The 19,385-nt window shown below is 64.8% G+C and carries 16 protein-coding genes and 1 tRNA gene; 9 read left to right on the top strand and 8 right to left on the bottom strand.

Features of this window, described 5'->3' with window-relative positions; genetic code table 11:
* Nucleotides 1-200: 200 nt before the first annotated feature.
* Nucleotides 201-1,649 (bottom strand): NADP-dependent succinate-semialdehyde dehydrogenase, encoded by a 1,449-nt coding sequence (gene gabD / locus KXR72_RS14620; protein WP_437421814.1) that lies wholly within the window; start codon nt 1,647-1,649, stop codon nt 201-203.
* A 329-nt stretch (nt 1,650-1,978) separates the two neighbouring features.
* On the opposite strand from gabD, the gene KXR72_RS14625 reads away from it, so the two are divergent.
* The 4 genes from KXR72_RS14625 (at nt 1,979) to KXR72_RS14640 (ending at nt 6,282) form a co-directional block, all read left to right on the top strand.
* Nucleotides 1,979-2,055: transfer RNA gene (locus KXR72_RS14625), tRNA-Arg, on the top strand.
* Between the two features lie 178 nt (nt 2,056-2,233).
* Nucleotides 2,234-4,426: an OsmC domain/YcaO domain-containing protein gene (locus KXR72_RS14630; RefSeq protein ID WP_437421815.1), complete on the top strand. Its 2,193-nt coding sequence runs from the start codon at nt 2,234-2,236 to the stop codon at nt 4,424-4,426.
* Nucleotides 4,427-4,557: 131 nt separating this feature from the next.
* The gene (gene yghU / locus KXR72_RS14635) at nt 4,558-5,400 is read left to right on the top strand and encodes a glutathione-dependent disulfide-bond oxidoreductase (RefSeq protein ID WP_437421816.1); all 843 of its coding nucleotides are present in this window, start codon (nt 4,558-4,560) and stop codon (nt 5,398-5,400) included.
* Between the two features lie 168 nt (nt 5,401-5,568).
* Nucleotides 5,569-6,282: a hypothetical protein gene (locus KXR72_RS14640; RefSeq protein WP_437421817.1), complete on the top strand. Its 714-nt coding sequence runs from the start codon at nt 5,569-5,571 to the stop codon at nt 6,280-6,282.
* A gap of 58 nt (nt 6,283-6,340) precedes the next feature.
* Here KXR72_RS14640 and KXR72_RS14645 read toward each other — a convergent pair whose 3' ends face one another.
* The 3 genes from KXR72_RS14645 to KXR72_RS14655 all read right to left on the bottom strand — a co-directional run bounded on the left by KXR72_RS14645 (nt 6,341) and on the right by KXR72_RS14655 (nt 8,888).
* Complete coding sequence (locus KXR72_RS14645) at nt 6,341-6,841, bottom strand: DUF4126 family protein (RefSeq protein WP_437421818.1); 501 nt, start codon at nt 6,839-6,841, stop codon at nt 6,341-6,343.
* 73 nt (nt 6,842-6,914) lie between these two features.
* The gene (locus KXR72_RS14650) at nt 6,915-7,598 is read right to left on the bottom strand and encodes a potassium channel family protein (RefSeq protein WP_437421819.1); all 684 of its coding nucleotides are present in this window, start codon (nt 7,596-7,598) and stop codon (nt 6,915-6,917) included.
* A gap of 105 nt (nt 7,599-7,703) precedes the next feature.
* Nucleotides 7,704-8,888, bottom strand: a complete 1,185-nt coding sequence (locus tag KXR72_RS14655; RefSeq protein WP_437421820.1) for a TrkH family potassium uptake protein — start codon at nt 8,886-8,888, stop codon at nt 7,704-7,706.
* 220 nt (nt 8,889-9,108) lie between these two features.
* Here KXR72_RS14655 and KXR72_RS14660 point away from each other — a divergent pair, with 220 nt between their 5' ends.
* Nucleotides 9,109-10,920 (top strand): bifunctional metallophosphatase/5'-nucleotidase, encoded by a 1,812-nt coding sequence (locus KXR72_RS14660; RefSeq protein ID WP_437421821.1) that lies wholly within the window; start codon nt 9,109-9,111, stop codon nt 10,918-10,920.
* 44 nt (nt 10,921-10,964) lie between these two features.
* Here KXR72_RS14660 and KXR72_RS14665 read toward each other — a convergent pair whose 3' ends face one another.
* The 4 genes from KXR72_RS14665 to pnuC form a co-directional block, all read right to left on the bottom strand.
* Nucleotides 10,965-11,369: a hypothetical protein gene (locus KXR72_RS14665; RefSeq protein ID WP_437421822.1), complete on the bottom strand. Its 405-nt coding sequence runs from the start codon at nt 11,367-11,369 to the stop codon at nt 10,965-10,967.
* A gap of 59 nt (nt 11,370-11,428) precedes the next feature.
* Nucleotides 11,429-11,950, bottom strand: coding sequence for an AAA family ATPase (locus KXR72_RS14670; protein WP_437421823.1), 522 nt, complete (start codon nt 11,948-11,950; stop codon nt 11,429-11,431).
* Between the two features lie 25 nt (nt 11,951-11,975).
* On the bottom strand, nt 11,976-13,811 hold the full coding sequence (locus KXR72_RS14675; protein ID WP_437421824.1) for an ABC transporter ATP-binding protein: 1,836 nt from the start codon (nt 13,809-13,811) through the stop codon (nt 11,976-11,978).
* Nucleotides 13,812-14,059: 248 nt separating this feature from the next.
* A complete protein-coding gene (gene pnuC / locus KXR72_RS14680) occupies nt 14,060-14,626 on the bottom strand; it encodes a nicotinamide riboside transporter PnuC (RefSeq protein ID WP_437421825.1) in 567 nt (188 codons plus the stop codon).
* A 215-nt stretch (nt 14,627-14,841) separates the two neighbouring features.
* Between pnuC and KXR72_RS14685 the strand changes: the two genes are divergently transcribed.
* The 4 genes from KXR72_RS14685 to KXR72_RS14700 are packed head-to-tail and all read left to right on the top strand — an operon-like array spanning nt 14,842 to nt 19,345.
* Nucleotides 14,842-15,798: a sugar ABC transporter substrate-binding protein gene (locus tag KXR72_RS14685; protein ID WP_437421826.1), complete on the top strand. Its 957-nt coding sequence runs from the start codon at nt 14,842-14,844 to the stop codon at nt 15,796-15,798.
* Nucleotides 15,795-17,363: a sugar ABC transporter ATP-binding protein gene (locus KXR72_RS14690; RefSeq protein WP_437421827.1), complete on the top strand. Its 1,569-nt coding sequence runs from the start codon at nt 15,795-15,797 to the stop codon at nt 17,361-17,363. The genes KXR72_RS14685 and KXR72_RS14690 overlap by 4 nt, the downstream gene beginning before the upstream one ends.
* Complete coding sequence (locus tag KXR72_RS14695) at nt 17,360-18,340, top strand: ABC transporter permease (protein WP_437421828.1); 981 nt, start codon at nt 17,360-17,362, stop codon at nt 18,338-18,340. Before KXR72_RS14690 ends, KXR72_RS14695 begins: the two co-directional genes overlap by 4 nt.
* Before the next feature lie 6 nt (nt 18,341-18,346).
* A complete protein-coding gene (locus KXR72_RS14700) occupies nt 18,347-19,345 on the top strand; it encodes a LacI family DNA-binding transcriptional regulator (RefSeq protein ID WP_437421829.1) in 999 nt (332 codons plus the stop codon).
* Nucleotides 19,346-19,385 lie beyond the last annotated feature (40 nt).

Below are 19,385 nucleotides of genomic sequence, written 5' to 3' on the forward strand. Positions count from 1 at the left end.
GGCAAGGCGCCGTGATGCGCGCGAGCGTGGGCGAACAAGTTCGCCCCTACAGACAGACGCCGCCCGTTTGGGGGCGATTTCGCCCCACAGCCAAACGCAAACGCCCGTAGGGGCGAATTTATTCGCCCGGATAGCCTGCGAAACCCGCCAGGGCGAATTCATTCGCTCCTACAAAAACGGCCGGGCGCGACGGATGGGTGTTACAACCCCAGGCAGAGGTACTTGATCTCAACGTAGTCCTCGATGCCGTATTTCGAGCCTTCGCGGCCGAGGCCAGAGGACTTCACGCCGCCGAAGGGCGCGACCTCGGTGGAGATCATGCCGGTATTGATCCCCACCATCCCCGACTCGATCGCCTCGGCCACGCGGAACACCCGGCCCAGATCACGCGCATAGAAGTAGGCGGCCAGACCAAACTCGGTGTCGTTCGCCAGGGCGATGCCCTCGGCTTCGTCCTTGAAGCGGAACAGCGGCGCCAGCGGGCCGAAGGTCTCTTCCTTCGCTACCTTAGCGGTGTGCGGCACGTTGACCATCAAGGTCGGCTCGAAGTAACTGCCGCCCATTTCGTGCGCCTTGCCTCCGGTGAGCACCTGGGCGCCATTGGCGACGGCGTCCTCGATGTGCTCGCGCACCTTGGTTGCCGCACGGTCGTCGATCAGCGGGCCAATGTCGACGCCCTCGTCCAGGCCGTTGCCGACCTTCAGCTTCTCCACTGCCGCCTTGAATTTTTCGGCGAAGGCCTCGTAGACGCCGTCCTGCACATAGATGCGGTTGACGCAGACACACGTCTGCCCGGCGTTGCGGTACTTGGACTGCATGGCGCCCTTGACCGCCTCGTCGAGGTCCGCGTCATCGAACACCAGGAACGGCGCGTTGCCGCCCAGCTCCAGCGAAACTTTCTTGATGCCCGGCGCGCACTGCTCCATCAGCTTGGCGCCGACCTCGGTGGAGCCGGTAAAGGTGAGTTTCCGTACCGTCGGGTTGGCCGTCAGCTCGTTGCCGATGTCGCCGGCCGATCCTGTGATCACGCTAAAGACGCCCTTCGGAACGCCGGCACGCTCGGCCAACTCGGCGAGCGCCAGCGCGGAAAACGGTGTCTGGCTAGCGGGCTTGAGCACCATTGTGCAACCCGCGGCCAGTGCCGGGCCGGCTTTACGGGTAATCATGGCCGCCGGGAAGTTCCACGGCGTGATGGCTGCGGTCACGCCGATCGGCTGCTTGATGACGATGATGCGCTTGTCTTTCTGATGACCCGGGATGGTATCGCCATAGATTCGCTTCGCTTCCTCGGCGAACCATTCGATGAAGGAGGCAGCGTAGGCGATCTCGCCCTTGGATTCGGCCAGCGGCTTGCCCTGCTCAAGTGTCATCAGCCGGCCCAGGTCGTCCTGGTTCTCCATCATCAGCTCGAACCAGCGACGCAGCTTCTGCGAGCGCTCCTTGGCGGTCAGGTCGCGCCAGGCCGGCAAGGCGCGCTCGGCCGCCTCGATGGCGCGGCGGGTTTCGGCGGCGCCCATTTTCGGCACGGTGCCAAGGATCTCGTTGCTGGCCGGGTTGTTGACCTTGATGGTCTCGCCACTGTCCGCGTCCTGCCAGGCTCCGTCGATATAGGCCTGCTGGCGGAACAACGAAGTGTCTTTGAGTTGCATGGCAGTCTCCTGAGCGCCGGCAAGGAACCGGATGTGAACCAAGGCCGTGAGGCCACTAGGGGGCAATAGCAGTGGAATTCCGACTGACCTTAGTCAGAACGAGCGAAGGCCTCGGGGTTCCTCCTGCATGACAGAGCGTTTGAAATCTCGAACGAATCCTAGGCCTAACGCCGGTTAGCAGACAACACCATGTTCGGAAAAATTAACGCGCCATAGCCCAGCCTGATGACCGGCCGGATCGCCGCCCCATGGTCCGCACCATCACCCACGCAGCCGCCGAAGCGCCATGGACGACCGCAGACGACATGCGTATGATTGCGCCCCGCAACGCATCCGTAGCTCAGCTGGATAGAGTACTGCCCTCCGAAGGCAGGGGTCGTGGGTTCGAATCCCGCCGGATGCGCCAGCTGCAAAAGCCCCAGGTCAATGCCTGGGGCTTTTTCGTTTCTGCGGGCGCAACTGCCCTACCCGTTTAATCCGGGCTGCCGCGTTCAAGCCCTCCCGACGGCCGATCCGAAAGGAAAAGACATCTCGGCGAGAAGCCGGATAATGGCCGGCCCACTCGCGTCGCTCTGGTAATCCCCATGGAAATCAAAGTCAATTTTCTCGACAACCTCCGCCTCGAGGCCAAGTTCGATGATTTCACGGTGGTTGCCGACCAGCCGATTCGCTACAAGGGCGACGGCTCGGCGCCGGGGCCATTTGATTACTTCCTCGCGTCCTCGGCGCTGTGTGCGGCCTACTTCGTCAAGCTGTACTGCCAGACGCGCGGCATCCCCACTGAGAACATTCGGCTGTCGCAGAACAACATCGTCGACCCGGAGAATCGCTACAACCAGATCTTCAAGATCCAGGTCGAGCTGCCCGCAGACATATCCGACAAAGACCGTCAGGGCATCCTGCGATCGATCGACCGCTGCACCGTGAAAAAGGTGGTGCAGACCGGGCCGCAGTTCGTCATCGAGGAGGTCGATAACCTCGACGCCGACGCCCAGGCCCTGTTGATTCCCGCCGACGCCGAGACGCGCACCTACATTCCAGGCAAGGACCTGCCCCTCGAGCAGACCATCGCCAACATGTCGGCGATCCTCGCCGGCCTGGGGATGAAGATCGAGATCGCCTCCTGGCGCAACATCGTGCCCAACGTCTGGTCGCTGCATATCCGCGATGCGCAGTCGCCGCTGTGCTTCACCAATGGCAAGGGCGCGACGAAGGAAAGCGCACTGGCTTCGGCGCTGGGCGAGTTCATCGAGCGGCTGAACTGCAACTTCTTCTACAACGATCAGTTCTGGGGCGAAGAGATCGCCAACGCCCCGTTCGTGCATTACCCCAACGAGCGCTGGTTCAAGCCGGGCCGCCGGGATGCGCTGCCCAAGGAAATCCTCGACCCCTATTGCCTGGACATCTACAACCCGGACGGTGAGCTGCGCGGCTCGCACCTGTACGACACCAACTCCGGCAACGTCGAGCGTGGCATTTGCTCGCTGCCCTTCGTGCGCCGCTCGGACGGCGAGACGGTGTATTTCCCGTCCAACCTGATCGAGAACCTCTTCCTCAGCAACGGCATGAGTGCGGGCAACACATTGGCCGAGGCGCAGGTGCAGTGCCTGTCGGAGATCTTCGAGCGCGCGGTGAAGCGTGAAATTCTCGAGGGCGAGATCGCGCTGCCCGATGTGCCGCAGGACGTGCTGGCAAAGTACCCGGGCATTCTCGCCGGCATCCAGGGCCTCGAAGAACAGGGCTTCCCGGTATTGGTGAAGGACGCCTCGCTCGGCGGCGAATACCCGGTGATGTGCGTGACCCTGATGAACCCGCGCACCGGCGGCGTGTTCGCCTCCTTCGGCGCGCACCCGAGCTTCGAGGTGGCGCTGGAGCGCAGCCTCACCGAGCTGCTGCAGGGCCGCAGCTTCGAGGGCTTGAACGACCTGCCGCAGCCGACCTTCGAAAGCCAGGCGGTGATGGAGCCGAACAACTTCGTGGAGCACTTCATCGACTCGAGCGGCGTGGTCTCCTGGCGCTTCTTCAGCGCCAGGGCCGATCACGCATTCGTCGAGTGGGATTTCTCCGGCCAGGGCGACGACTCCAACGCCGAGGAAGCCGCAACGCTGTTCGGCATCCTCGAAGCGATGGGTAAGGAAGTGTACGTCGCCGAATACAACGACCTCGGCGCACCGGCCTGCCGCATCCTGGTGCCGGGCTACTCGGAGATCTACCCGGTCGAGGACCTGATCTGGGACAACACCAACAAGGCGCTGCACTTCCGTGCCGACATCCTCAACCTGCACCGCCTCGACGATGACGAACTCCAGGCCCTGATCGAGCGTCTGGAAGACAGCGAGCTGGACGACTACACCGACATCAAGACGCTGATCGGTATCGAATTCGACGACAACACCGTCTGGGGCCAGCTGACGATCCTCGAATTGAAGCTACTCGTTCACCTCGCCCTCAAGCAGTTCGACGAGGCCAAGGAGCTGGTCGAAACCTTCCTGCAGTTCAACGACAACACCGTCGAGCGCGGCCTGTTCTATCAGGCCCTGAATGCCGTGCTGGAAGTGCAACTGGACAGCGACATGGCGCTGGCCGATTACGAGGTGAATTTCCGCCGCCTGTTTGGCGATGCGCGGATGGACGCAGCGATCGGCTCGGTGGAGGGCAGTGTGCGCTTCCACGGTCTGACACCGACGAGCCTGCAGCTGGAAGGTCTCGACCGGCACCAGCGCCTAGTCGAAAGCTACAAGAAGCTGCACGCGGCGCGAGCCAGGGCGGCGGGCTGATCCGGCGGCGGCGCGCGCGGGCACCCTCATCGACTTCATGCGGTCGGAAATGGCAGGCTTCATGTCTGCGCAGGTGATACCTACCCTTCAGGTAAACCCGCGTTCCACTTTCGACGCGTCGAGGATATGCCATGAGTGACCCCACTTACGTTCCGCCCAAGGTCTGGACGCACGACGCGCCCTCTGGGGGCAAGTTCGCCAGCATCAACGCACCAACCGCCGGCGCCCGGGAGCAGAAAGCATTGCCGGTCGGCAAGCATCCGCTGCAGCTTTATTCCCTGGCTACGCCCAACGGTGTGAAGGTCAGCATCATGCTCGAAGAGCTGCTTGCGCTCGGCCACCGCGGCGCCGAATACGACGCATGGCTGATCAAGATTGGCGATGGCGATCAGTTCGGCAGCGGCTTTGTCGAGATCAACCCCAACTCGAAGATCCCCGCGCTGGCTGATCATAGCGTCGAAGGCGAGCCGCTGCGGGTGTTCGAGTCCGGCTCGATCCTGGTCTACCTCGCGGAGAAGTTCGGCGCCTTCCTGCCGACCGAAGCTCGCGCGCGCACCGAGACGCTCAACTGGCTGTTCTGGCAGATGGGCTCGGCGCCCTTCCTCGGCGGTGGCTTCGGGCATTTCTATGCTTATGCGCCAGAAAAGTATGAGTACCCGATCAACCGCTACGCCATGGAGGTCAAGCGCCAGCTCGATGTGCTCGACCGCCAATTGGCCGAGAACCGCTTCATCGCCGGAGACGACTACAGCATTGCCGACATGGCGATCTGGCCCTGGTACGGCGTGCTGGCCCGTGGCGAGCTGTACGAGGCCGGCGAGTTTCTCTCGGTGCAGGACTACAGGCATGTACAGCGCTGGGCAGCCGAGATCGCCGAGCGCCCAGCCGTGGTACGCGGACGCAAGGTCAACCGCACCTGGGGCGAGGAATCGGAGCAGGCACCAGAGCGGCACCAGGCGTCTGATCTGGACTGAGCGCAGGGTGGCGCTCCGCCCTCTGGGCCGACCGCTGATCACGCGCGGCTGAACTCTCACCCGGCGGTCCGACCCAAACTTTCATGGGCGTTGCGCCCTGCCGCCGGGATCCGGCCGGCGCGGCGCACGCTCACCTACCCAGTTGTTCAACACAACGAGAGGTGAACCATGAAACACACACTGGTAGCCGCATTCGCCAACCTGACCGATGTCAACCGCACCCGCGGTGACCTGATGTCACGCGGCATCGCTCGCGAGCGCATTCATTCGGTGGGCGCCGACAGCGCCGAGATCCACAGCTACGACGCCCCCTACTCGACCACCGAAGGCAGCCTGGACCGCGACCATCATGAGTCCAAGGTCGCTCATTTCTTCAAGTCGCTGTTCGGTCACGAGCCGCACGAACATCATCGCCGCCATGCCACCGCCTATCCGGACGCGGTGCGTCGCGGTGCGCTGGTGATCGCGGTGGACGCCGATGACGAGGACCAGCTCGCCAAGGCCCGCGATGCGTTGGAGTACAACGGCGCGATTAGCATCGACGATCGCGGAACCGGAACCGGAACCGGCCGTGCGGGCTATCCCGGGCCGAGCAGCCCTTATGCCGGCGCGACGGGCGGAGACAGCCATCTCGACAAGCACTTCACCAGTACCGCGGCGGCCGGCTCCGCCTCATCGGTGCCCCCAGCCGACGGCCATGGTGTAGGCAGCAGTGCCAAGCGTGCCGGTACGGACTACCCGAATACAGCCGCCACGGCGAACCCCACCGGAGGCGGCGTGGCGGGGCCGGGAACGGGCGCTACCGAAATGCCGCAAGGGGTCGGCTCACGCGAAGCCGGCACCTGTACCGACCGCGTCTGCGTGATCCAGCGGCCAAGTTGACCATCGGCCAGTACACCCACCACCGCAACGGGCCGCATAAGCGGCCCGTTGTGCGTTCTCAGGCAGACCGACCGTTGCCCAGCGCCTGACGTATGCCAGCCGTGCCAATGGCCAGGGCGATGCTGTCCTCGGCCAGCCCGAGCGCCGCATTTGTCAGCGCATGAGGCTGATAAGGCTTGCGCAGGGCTAGCCCGATTTTCGAGGCCACCAACGCTGCCGTCGCGCCGACGATCGCCGGCAACCAGATTGGCTGTCGCTGCGCACCGGCAAGGGCAGCCGCCGTCACGCCGCCGGACAGGGCGCGAAACAGCATCGAAGGCGCGATGGTCCGGTCCGGCGCGAAGGGCATCTTGTCGCCCAGCAGCTCGCCGGCGGCCAGCGGCATAAGGATCTGCCGGGTACGGTGCGCGCCCAGCGTGCGAGCCGGCTCATCGGCGAACTCAAGGTCGTCGCGGTCGGCCAGCGCACGGCTGACCAACGTGGGTGCCAGCGTGCTGCGCATGCCAGTCACAAGGCCGAGGGCAAGCGCGCCCAGTAGGATGCTGCTGGTTCGGGTCATGGTGAGTGTCTCTCGGAGGCTTTCAAGTGCGACCGATCGACAACGGCCGCCGTTCCCCCGGGGCTCCGAGCGGTCAGGCAGTGACCGCGGCGAACTTCTCTACTCGCTTGGTTTCACCCGCGACGATGAGAATGTCGCCCGAGTGAATCCTGGTTTCCGGCTTGGCGTAGATGAAATCGGTCCGGTGCCGCTTCACGCCGATGATGGTCACGCCATAGCGCTCGCGCACGCCGGCCTCCGCCAGGGTCTGGTCGTGGATCACCGCGGGCGCATGGGTCGAGGCGATGGCAAAGCCGTCGTCGAATTCGATGAACTCGAACATCTTGCCGGTCACTAGATGCGCCACGCGCTCACCCATGGAGGTTTCCGGGTAGACGACATGGTGCGCGCCGGTGCGTTCGAGGATCAGCCCGTGGCGCTTGCTCAGCGCCTTGGCCCAAATGTCCGGCACGCCCAGCTCCTGCAGCGCGAGAACGGTCAGCACGCTGGCTTCGAGGTCGGTGCCGATGCTCACCACGACGTGCCGAAACTGATCGACGCCGAGCTGGCGCAGCGCGCGGATGTCGGTAGAGTCAGCCTGCGCCACGTGGGTCAGCCGATCGACCCACTGCTGGACGTTCGCGTTATTGCTGTCGATGCCAAGCACTTCGTGGCCCATCGAGGTGAGGGAATCGGCGACGGCCGAGCCGAATCGCCCCAGGCCAATGACCGCGACGCTGTCATTCTCGAATTTCTTGCCGAACAGATTAGCCAACAATGGGGCGCTCCTCCGGGTAGCGATAGTGTTTGGTCACGCTGCGTAGCGCGAGGGCTGTCGCCAGCGTAATGGTGCCGACCCGGCCGATGAACATCAGCGCGATGATCACCAACTGGCCGGACGGCGGCAGGTGGCAAAGGCGGATATGGCCTCGAAGAGCACCACCCCCAGTTCCAGATTCGTCACGCTGAGCAGCAGCATGGTGCCGACGGCCACCGTGAGTGAGCCGAGGAACAGCACCGTCAGCGCCTGGCGCTGCGTCTGATAGGAAATGCTGCGGCGGAAAGCCACGGTATCGGCGTTGCCACGGATTTCCGCCCAGATGAAAAAGAACAACAGAAAGAAGGTCGTCACCTTGATCCCACCGGCAGTGCCTGCGCTGCCGCCACCGACGAACATCAGGAAATAGTGCACCGCCAGCGTCTGCGCCTCGAACTGGCCGACGTCCAGGCTGTTGAAGCCGGCCGTGCGTGCCACCGCGGAGCTGAACAGCGCCGACAGCAACTTGTCGCCCAGGCTCATGCCACCGAGCGTGTTCGGGTTGCCCCACTCGTAGCCGAGAATGGCGACCGTGCCGCCGAACAGCAGAAGCGCCGAGCCCCAGAGCGTGATGCGCGTGTGGATGGTCCACGGCTTGCCGCGCTGGTCCCGGCGGAACTCGTAGAGCACCGGAAAGCCGAGGCCGCCGATGATCACCGCGAGCATGATCGGCACCAGCACCACCGGGTCCGTGGCGAAGCTCATCAGGCTGTCGGAGTAGGTTGAGAAGCCGGCATTGTTGAAGGCAGAGACGGCATGAAACAACCCGTTCCAGAACGCCTCCGGCAACGGCTGGCCGTAGCGGACATGCAGCTGAGCGGTGAGGATCGCCATGACCGCCAGCTCGACACCCAAGGTCACCAGGAGAATCAGCCGCAACACGCCGGTAACGTCACCGAGCCCGAGCGAACGCGTCTCCTGCTGCGCGACCAGTCGGCTGCTCAATTGCAGGCGTCGCTTGACCATCAAACCGAGCAGGGTCGCGCCGCTCATGATGCCGAAGCCTCCGATCTGGAACAGCAGCAAGATCACGCACTGGCCGAAGAAGGACCAGTAGGTGGCCGTGTCCTGCACGATCAGCCCGGTCACGCACACTGCCGAGACGGCTGTGAACAGCGCCGTCAGCAGCGGCGCGCTATCCGGCCCGGCAGTCGCCACTGGCAAGGACAGCAGCAGCGTACCCAGCACGGTGGCAGCGAGAAAGGCGAGGGGAATGAGGCGGGCCGGTCGGCGAACGGCGTTGCTGAGCACGCGGGCAATTCCTGTGACAGTGGATACCGGGCGAGCTACAGCTGGGGCCCGGCACGATGCTCGCCACCATAGCAAAAGCCCGGCGCGTCGGCGCGGCCGGCTGAGCAAGCTGCCGCGCCAACCGCCCGTCGCCTCTCGAAGAAACGCCAGCGGAACGTCATCAGCCTGCCATTTGCGCTTTCTAGTGTCGGTCGCACCCCACCGCACCGAGGAATTCGCAATGCGTACGCGCATCAAGGAATGGCTAATCGCAGCCAGCCTGGTCGGCATCGCCACCCCGACGCTGGCACAAACCGAGACACCCCACGGCTCCACCGAGCGGGACACCCGTCAGGAACAGCAAGAGAGCTTCAAGGCGCGCCAACAGGCGACCGAACGGCGCAGCTGGCGTGACCCGCAATGGCGTCCCGAGCCAGTGGTTTCGCTGAACATCCTCAGCATCAACGATTTCCATGGCCAGCTTTCCCCACGCGCCGTGGCCGGTCGGCCAGCGGGCGGCGCGGCCGTGCTGGCGGCCTACCTGAAGGCAGCGAGCAACGACAACACACTGATCGTGCATGACGGTGACCAGGTCGGCGCCTCGCCACCGAACTCCGCGCTGTTGCGCGACGAACCCTCGATCAGCTTTTTCAACCTGCTGGCGAACCCGCACTGCCGCCCGTTCGGACGTCAATTGGAGATGCCGCGCCACACCCAGCCCTTCGCCCAGCAGCGCTGTAACCTGCTCGGCACGCTTGGCAATCATGAGTTCGATAACGGCAAGACAGAACTGCTGCGTCAGCTCACCGGCGGCAACCACCCCAACGGCCCGTTTCTGGAAGACCCATGGCAAGGCGCGCGCTTTCCGATGGTGTCGAGCAATGTGATTGACGAATCCGCCGGGCAATCGCTGCTGCCGCCCTACTCCATCCATTACCGGGACGGCGTACGCATCGGCGTGATCGGTGCCGTACTCAAGGAAACGCCCAGTATCGTCTCGCCCACCGGCGTGGCAGGCCTGCGCTTTGTCGATGAGGCCGATGCGATCAACCAGTCGGTCGCCGACCTGCGCCGCCACGGCGTGCGCGCCATCGTCGTCGCGCTGCACCAGGGCGGCCAGCAGACCAGCTACAACGGCCCGACCAACCCGGAAGCAGACACCCTGACCGGCCCGGTCGTCGACATCATCGAGCGCCTTGATGACGAGGTGGATGTGGTCATCTCTGGCCATTCCCACGGCTTCAGCAACGCCCTGGTGCCCAACGCCAACGGCAAGCCGATCCTGGTGACCCAGGCGTTCTCGGCCGGCACCGCTTACGCGGACATCCAGCTCCAGATTAGCCGCCGCAGCCGCGACATCGTCGAGAAGTCCGCGGCCGTGTACACCACGTGGGCCGACCAGGGCGCCGGGCTGACACCCGATCCTGAGGTCGCCGCGCTGGTGGCACAGGCCGATAACCGGGTCGAACCGCTGGTGGCGCGCGTGGTGGGCCTGGCCCAGGGCGACATCACCCGTGTTGAAACGCCGGCCGGTGAGTCGGCACTGGGCAACCTGATCGCCGATGCCCAGCGTGTGGCGACCGATGCGCAGATCAGCTTCATGAACCCGGGCGGCATTCGTGCGGATCTGCCAAGTGGTGAAGTCACCTGGGGCGAGCTGTTCGCCATCCAGCCCTTCGCCAACGATCTGGTGTCCATGGACCTGACCGGTGCGCAGATCAAGACACTGCTCGAACAGCAGTGGATCGGCCAGAGTTACGCGCGCCTGCTCAAGCCTTCTGGCATCCAGTACAGCTGGTCCGCCAGCCGCCCCGAAGGCAACCGCGTGATCGAAATGCGCGACGCCACCGGTGCGCTGATCAACCCTGCCGCACGCTACCGCGTTACGGTGAATTCCTTCCTCGCAGGCGGCGGCGATAACTTCACCATCCTTACCGAAGGCCAGAACCGCGTCGTAGGCCCGGTGGACCTGGATGCGCTAGTGACCTACATCGAAGGTTTGCCGCAGCCGTTTACCGGCCGCATCGAAGGGCGGATTCAGCGGGTGGATTGAACGGTCCGCACCAGGGAGGGCACTGCCCTTCCTGGGGCGCAGTCTCACCAGTCGTAGACCCCGTACCCCAGCACACCCAGGCCAAAGCCCATCTGCGCGATCAGCAGGGCGCGGATGGCGAAGGTGTAGCTGATCACCCGGCTCTGCCCCAATGCATCGATGGCGAACAGGCGGTGGCTCGCGGGGTACTCGGCCTCGATTTCCTTCAGCGCGGTGATGGTGATCTGCAGCAGCTGGCGACTGCGCGCATCGACGAGCCAGAAGACCATGGCCAGCAGCACGGTAAAGGCGCCCAGCAACGTCAGCACCCCTGCCGAGAAACCGCGCTCCAGCGCGGCGAGCACGCCGCCATCGGCGAAGATCGCCAACACGACGAAGAAGTTGAAGCCGCGCAAACGCTGCTCGGCGTTGAGTTTGAAGTGCGCCCAGACAAACCCTCGTCCATCCACGTTTGGCTCCTCCGTCGCTGAATCATCTGCCTCTATCAGACGTCTCGTCGCCGCGTTCGTTACCCGAGCAGCGCCTGCACATGCGCGATGGCTGCGGCCTCCCGGCTCGACCAGTCGCCGGCTATCTCCACGAAGGATTGATCGTGGCGCTCGAGCCAGCTGCGGCAGGCACCGTGAAAGCGCAGCCGCTCGGCAGCGTCTGGTTGGCAGCGCTGGCCATCGGCATGCCACTCAGCGCCCTCTGGCGAGAGCAGCAGGTGTTGGTCGTAGTGACGGGCGAGCAGTTCGTCCTCGAGCCACGCGGGGCAGCTGCCGAACAGCGTCTGGCTCCAGAGCATGTTGCTCAAGAGGTGGGTGTCGAGGATCAGCAGTTCAGGGCACTGGCGGCGGGCGGCGTCTTCCCAGGCCAGTTGGCCACGGGCAATGGCCGGGATGTCGCCCAGACAGGTGTCGCGCCGCTCGCTGTCGATGAAATGCCGGACGTACTCGCCCACCACCAGCCCACCGAAGCGTTGTTGCAGGCGCGCGGCGAGCCAGCTCTTGCCGGTCGATTCGGCGCCGGTCAGCACCAGCACCTTCATTGCAGGGGCCACCTGGCGCTGCGCATCAATCCACACCCACGAAACCGCCGGTCTGGTGCTGCCACAGGCGCGCGTACAGGCCGCCCTGCGCGATCAGCTCGGCATGGGTGCCGGTCTCGATGACCTGGCCCTTATCGATCACCACCAGACGATCCATGCGGGCAATGGTGGACAGCCGGTGCGCGATGGCGATGACCGTCTTGCCTTCCATCAGGCTGTCGAGGCTCTCCTGAATCGCTGCTTCGACTTCCGAATCCAGCGCCGAGGTGGCTTCGTCCAGCACTAGAATCGGCGCGTCCTTGAGCAGCACCCGGGCAATGGCGATGCGCTGACGCTGGCCGCCTGAGAGCTTCACGCCCCGCTCGCCAACCATCGCCTCGAAGCCCAAGCCACCCTGGCTGTCGTCCAGCGTTTTGATGAACTGATCCGCACGGGCTCTGCGCGCTGCCGCCCAGAGCTGATCATCACTGGCATCGGGCTTGCCGTAACGGAGGTTGTCGCGGATCGACCGGTGCAGCAAAGAGGTGTCCTGCGTGACCACGCCAATATTGGCACGCAGGCTTTCCTGGCTGACCTCGGCGACATTCTGGCCGTCGATGAGGATGCGCCCGCTTTCCAAGTCATAGAGGCGCAGCAGCAGGTTGACCAGCGTGGACTTGCCCGCACCCGACGGCCCGACCAGGCCGATTTTCTCGCCGGGGCGAATGTCGATGCTGAGCCCACTGATCACGCCGCCCTGCTTGCCGTAGTGGAAATGCACGTCCTCGAAACGCACACCGCCCTGCTCTACCTGCAGCGGCTTGGCGCCTTCGCGGTCGAGCACGTGGCGTGGCTGGACAATGGTCTGCATGCCGTCCTGCACGGTGCCGACGTTTTCGAAGATGCCGTTGACCACCCACATGATCCATTCGGCCATGTTGTTGATGCGGATCACCAGGCCCAGCGCCAGGGCGATGGCGCCGGTGGTGATCAGCGCCTCGCTCCACAGCCACAGCGCCAGCGCGCCGGTGCCGACGATCAACAGGCCGTTCATGCAGGTGATCAGGAAATCCAGGCTGGTGATGGTGCGCGACTGCAGGCGGAACTTGCCGAGCAGCTCCTGCATCGCCTCGCGCGCGTAGCCTTCTTCTTCACGCGAATGGGCGAACAGCTTGAGCGTGGCGACGTTGCTGTAACCGTCCACCACCCGGCCCATGACCTTCGAGCGCGCCGACGAAGCTGCCGCCGAGCGCGCCCGGATGCGCGGCACGAAGTACCACAGCGCCGCGCTGTAGCCGATGATCCACAGCACCAGCGGCACGATCAGCCGCAGGTCGGCAGCCGCGAACAGATACAGCGCGCTGCCGGCGTAGACCACCACATGCCACAGCGCGTCGATCACCTGCATCGCTGAATCACGCAGCGACGGGCCGGTCTGCATGATGCGTTGGGCGATGCGCCCGGCGAAATCGTTCTGGAAGAAGTTCAAGCTCTGCTTGAGCACGTAGCGGTGGTTCTGCCAGCGGATCAGGTTGGTCAGCCCCGGGTTGATGGCCTGATGGGTGAGCAAGTTGTGCAGGCCGGACATAAGCGGCCGGATAACCAGCGCGACCAGCGCCATCCACAGCAGCTCGTTGCGGTGTTCGCTGAAGAAAGCGCGCGCATCGCCCGTCGCCTGCGCCAGGTCGATCAGCCGCCCCAGAAAGCTGAATAGCGCAACCTCGATCACCGCGACGAAGAAGCCAACCACCAGCAGCGCTGTCATCGGCGGCCACACCTGCTTCAGGTAATGCGCATAGAACCGCAGCATGCCGTCGGGCGGCGCAACGTCCGGGCTGGGCTTGAAGACGTCGATCAGGTTTTCGAAACGGCGGAACAGCATGAGGTGGGTTCTGCTCTTGGCGAGTGAGTGTCGCTGCGATGCAACACAGCGGACACTTGGGAATAGGAGTGAATCGAAGCGCTCTGGCACGTGGGTTTCGCCGATGCAGCCTAGCAGCATTCATGACCAACGGCGTTGCAGGGCCAGCGGCGTTGCAGGGCCAGCGGCGTCACGCCCTGCCCGTTGGACGCCACCGGCTCAGCCACGTTTCCGCATCGGCAGGCTTTGATGACCATTCCGACGAGCGATCACGTCGCGCCCGTCGTTAACCTCGTCTGCCGCCATTCACGCAAACCCATGATCGCCAGCAAGGTAAACAACCCGTACAGCCCGGCGGTGAGCCAGTAGTCCTGGAAGATGAAAAAGGCTACATAGAGCACGTCGACGACGATCCACAGTACCCAGCACTGCCAACGCTTGAGCGCCATCCACAGCTGCGCCAGCAAGCTGAACGCTGTAAGCGCCGCATCCGGCCAGGGATAAGCCGCCTCGGTATGCGTCATCAACAAGCCCAGCCCGACGCTACCCAGCGCCGCCACGACCAACCCAACGCCGGCTTCGATCGCCGTCACGCCCACCACCGGCCGCCCGCCTTCGTGACCGCTGCCGCGCGTCCACTGCCACCAGCCATACACCTGCATCGCCGCAAAGACGCCGTTGAGCAGCACTTGCGAATACAAGCGCACCTCGAAAAAGAACCACGCGTAGAGCGACACCATCACCAGCCCGATGGGCCAGCACAGCGGGTTCTGTCGCACGGTGAGCCAGACGGCGAGCACGCCAAGGGCGGAGGCGATGAGTTCGAGGGGGGTCATGGAGCCTGATCTAAGCTGAAGTGGATGCGCATGATACGGGTGTGCGAAGCCTTTGGAGGCGCGTTGAGCCGCCCGGTAAACCAACGAGACGGCACCCCCGATTAAAGTGAGCACGTCGAAAAGCCGGTTTGACAAATTCCCGACTGATTCTTAGCTTTATGCAAGCGCAAACGTTTGCGTATGCACAATAACGACAATAGCTAAGGAGTTTGACCATGTCTGGTTTTCGTCCTGCCCGTCTCGTCGCGGCCATCGCCCTCGGCGCTGCCGCCCTTGTCAGCTTTTCCAGCGCCCATGCCGCCGACAGCGAGCCGCCCCGGGTCGCGCTGGTGATGAAATCCCTGGCCAACGAGTTCTTCCGCACCATGGAAGACGGTGCCAAGGCCTATCAGAAAGAACATCCCGACCAGTTCGAGCTGATCGCCAATGGCATCAAAGACGAGACGGACACTTCCGCCCAGATCCGCATCGTCGAGCAGATGATTGTGGCCAATGTCGATGCGCTGGTGATCGCCCCGGCCGACTCTAAAGCGCTGGTGCCGGTAATCAAGAAAGCCAGCGATGCCGGCATCAAGGTCGTCAACATCGACAACCGCCTCGACCCTGAGGTGGTGAAGAGCAAAGGCCTGGACGTGCCGTTCGTGGGCCCGGACAACCGCAAGGGCGCGCGCCTGGTCGGTGAATACCTGGCCAAGGAGAAACTCAAGGCCGGCGACGAAGTTGGCATCATCGAAGGCGTGTCCACCACCACCAACGCCCAGCAGCGCACCGCAGGCTTCAAGGACGCCATGGAAGCGGCCGGCATGAAGATCGTCGGCGTGCAGTCCGGCAATTGGGAAATCGACCGGGGCAACGCGGTGGCCTCGGCCATGCTCAATGAATACCCGAACCTCAAAGCGTTGCTGGCCGGTAACGACAGCATGGCGCTCGGTGCCGTCTCGGCCGTGCGTGCAGCGGGCAAGAAGGGCCAGGTCGAGGTGGTGGGCTATGACAACATCAACGCCATCAAGCCGATGCTCGAAGACGGCCGCGTACTCGCCACCGCCGACCAGTTCGCCGCGCGCCAGGCGGTGTTCGGCATTGAGGCGGCGCTCAAGCTGGTCAAAGGTGAATCCACCGATGCCAAAGACGGCGTGATCGAAACCCCCGTCGAACTCGTGACCAAGCCGTGACCCAAGCCGTAGCGGCCGGCGAGACCGTTCTCGCCGCCTGCAACATCGGCAAGACCTACGTCCAGCCTGTGCTGGGCGGGGTCGAGCTGGAGCTGCGCGCCGGTGAAGTGCTGGCGCTGACCGGCGAGAACGGCGCCGGCAAAAGTACCCTGTCCAAGATTTTCTGCGGCCTGGAGCAACCGACCACCGGTTCCCTGACCTATCTTGGCCAGCCCTATGCGCCAGCCAGCCGCCGAGAGGCCGAGCGCCTCGGTGTGCGCATGGTGCTGCAGGAACTCAATCTGCTGCCCACCCTGACGGTGGCCGAAAACCTGTTCCTCGACAACCTGCCGAGCCGTGGCGGCTGGATTGCCCGCGGGCGTCTGCGTGAGATGGCGCGCCAGGCCATGGCCCAGGTCGGCCTCGATGCGGTCGACCCGGACACGCCGGTCGCGGCATTGGGCGTCGGCCATCAGCAAATGGTCGAGATTGCTCGCAACCTGATCGGCGAGTGCCGCGTGCTGGTGCTCGATGAGCCCACGGCGATGCTGACCGCCCGCGAGGTGGACCTGCTGTTCGAGCAAATCCAGCGGCTGCGCGCGGCAGGCGTGGCCATCGTCTACATCTCCCATCGCCTCGAAGAACTGGCGAAAGTCGCGCAGCGCGTGGCCGTGCTGCGTGACGGCCAGCTGGTGGCGGTAGAGCCCATCGACCGCTACAGCAGCGACGAGCTGGTCACCCTGATGGTTGGCCGCGAGGTCGGCGACTCAATCGACCTGGGCGAGCGGCAGATCGGCGCCCCGCTGTTGCAGGTCAGCCACCTTAGCCGCCGGGGCAAGGTCGAGGACGTTTCGTTCAGCGTTCGGGCCGGGGAGATCTACGGTATTTCCGGCCTGATCGGCGCCGGCCGTACCGAGTTGCTGCGCCTGATCTACGGTGCCGACCGCGCCGACGGCGGCGAGGTGGCCATCGGCAATCCGCCGGTACCCGTGCAGGTGCGCTCACCGGCCGAAGCGGTGCGCCACGGCATCGCCTTGATCACCGAAGATCGCAAGGGCGAAGGCCTGCTGCTCGGCCAGCCGATCGCGGCCAACCTTGCGCTGGGCAATATGCCCGCCGTATCCCGGCATGGCGTGATGCGCCCGTCGGCGGAGCAGGCATTGGCGCAGCGGCAGATCGATGCCATGCGCATTCGCTGCAACGGCGCTCACCAGGCAGTGGCCGAGCTGTCGGGCGGCAACCAGCAGAAGGTCGTGATCGGCCGCTGGCTGGAACGTGACTGCCAGGTGCTGCTGTTCGACGAGCCGACTCGCGGCATCGACGTTGGCGCCAAATTCGAAATCTACGGCCTGCTCGGCGAATTGGCGCGCCAGGGCAAAGCCCTGGTGGTCGTGTCCAGTGACCTGCGCGAGCTGATGCTGATCTGCGACCGCATCGGCGTGCTGTCCGCTGGCCGCCTGATCGAAACGTTCGACCGCGACAACTGGACCCAGGACCGTCTGCTGGCCGCCGCCTTCGCCGGCTACCGCAGCCGCGACGCCATGCTCGGCGAGGTCGCCCCCCCGTTACAGGAGCTTTCCCAATGACCACTCCATCCGTCACGCCGGCCAAGCGCAGTGGCACGCACCAGGGCCTCGGCACCTACCTGGGCTTGGCCGGTGCGCTGCTGGCGATGATCGTGCTGTTTTCCTCGCTGAGCAGCCATTTTCTGTCCTACGCGACCTTCACCACCCTGGCCAACCAGATTCCCGACCTGATGGTCCTGGCAGTGGGCATGACGCTGATCCTGATCATCGGCGGCATCGACTTGTCGGTGGGCTCGGTACTGGCGCTGGCCGCGGCGGTCGTCAGTGTGGCCACCCTCGGCTTCGGCTGGGGAATTCTGCCGGCCGCGCTGTTGGGGATGGCCTGCGCGGCGCTCACCGGCAGCGTGACCGGGATCATCACCGTAGCCTGGGGCATTCCGTCGTTCATCGTCTCCCTTGGTGTGCTGGAAATGGCACGTGGCCTGGCCTACCAGCTCACCGATTCGCGCACCGCATACATCGGCGATGCCTACGCCTGGTTGTCGACACCGTTCGCCGCGGGCATCTCACCTTCGTTCGTGATTGCCCTGCTGGTGATCGTCGCCGCACAGCTGCTGCTGACCCGCACGGTGTTCGGCCGGTATCTGGTCGCGATCGGCACCAACGAAGAGGCCGTTCGCCTGGCCGGCATCAACCCAAAGCCGTACAAGGTATCGGTGTTCGCCCTGATGGGCCTGCTCGCCGGCCTGGCGGCGCTGTTTCAGATTTCCCGCCTGGAGGCCGCCGATCCAAATGCCGGCTCCGGCCTGGAGCTACAGGTAATCGCGGCGGTCGTGATCGGTGGCACCAGCCTGATGGGCGGGCGCGGCTCGGTGATCAGCACCTTTTTCGGTGTGCTGATCATTTCCGTGCTGGCGGCGGGCCTGGCGCAAATTGGCGCCACCGAGCCGACCAAACGCATCATCACCGGCGCGGTGATCGTCATCGCGGTGATCCTCGACACCTACCGCAGCTACCGCGCCAAGCGCCGGGCCTGACCGCGCATGGCTACCATCAAGGACGTCGCCGCGCGGGCGGGCATTTCCTACACCACCGTGTCTCACGTGGTGAACGGCACGCGGCCGGTGAGCGACACCGTGCGCGAAAAGGTCGAAGCTGCCATCGCCGAACTGGGCTACGTGCCCAGCGGCGTAGCACGTTCGCTCAGAGCCCGCGCCACCGGCACCATTGGCCTGTTGTTGCCGAACGCCAGCAACCCCTACTTCGCCGAGCTGGCCCGTGGCATCGAAGACCATGCCGAGCGCAACGGCTACAGCGTGATCCTGTGCAATTCCGACGACGACCTCGACAAGCAGTTGCGCTACCTGCGCGTGCTGCTGGAGCGGCGCATCGACGGCCTTATCGTCGCCACCGTGGCCAGCGATGCCGCCTTCGCGCGGGCACTGGCGACGCTGCGGGTGCCGCTGGTGCTCGTCGACCGCTCGTTAGACGGTGTCAGCGCGGACCAGCTGCGGATCGATCACGAGCAGGGCGGATACTTGGCCACTCGCCATCTGCTGGGCCTCGGGCACACGCAGATCGTCTGTATCGGTGGGCCGGCCAGCACGCAGGTCGCCCAGCTGCGGGCTGCTGGCTACCGGCGCGCGCTGCAAGAGGCCGGTATCGCACCCCTGGCGGTAGTCGATTGCCCATTCACCAGCCCGGCGGGGCACGCCGCCGCCCTGGCGCTGCTGGCTGGGGAGCACCGGCCCACGGCGATCTTCGCCGGTAACGACATGATCGCCCTGGGCGTGCTGCGCGCCGCCGCCGAACGCGAGCTGCAGGTGCCGCAGCAACTGTCGGTGGTGGGCTTCGACGACATCGAAGTGAGCCGCTACCTGCATCCGGCGCTGACCACGGTCGGCCAGTGCATCGGCCAGCTCGGCGAACAAGTGGCCGCCCGGCTGCTGGAACGCATCCGCACGCCGGACCTTGCTGTCACGCAGCGGCTGCTCGAACCCACTCTGGTGCTGCGCGAATCCAGCGCAGCGCCCGGCGCATGACCTGCGGAAGGCCCGGCGCCTGCCCGTTGACGGAAGAGGA

The organism is Stutzerimonas chloritidismutans (genome assembly GCF_051486945.1).
GTDB lineage: Bacteria > Pseudomonadota > Gammaproteobacteria > Pseudomonadales > Pseudomonadaceae > Stutzerimonas > Stutzerimonas chloritidismutans_B.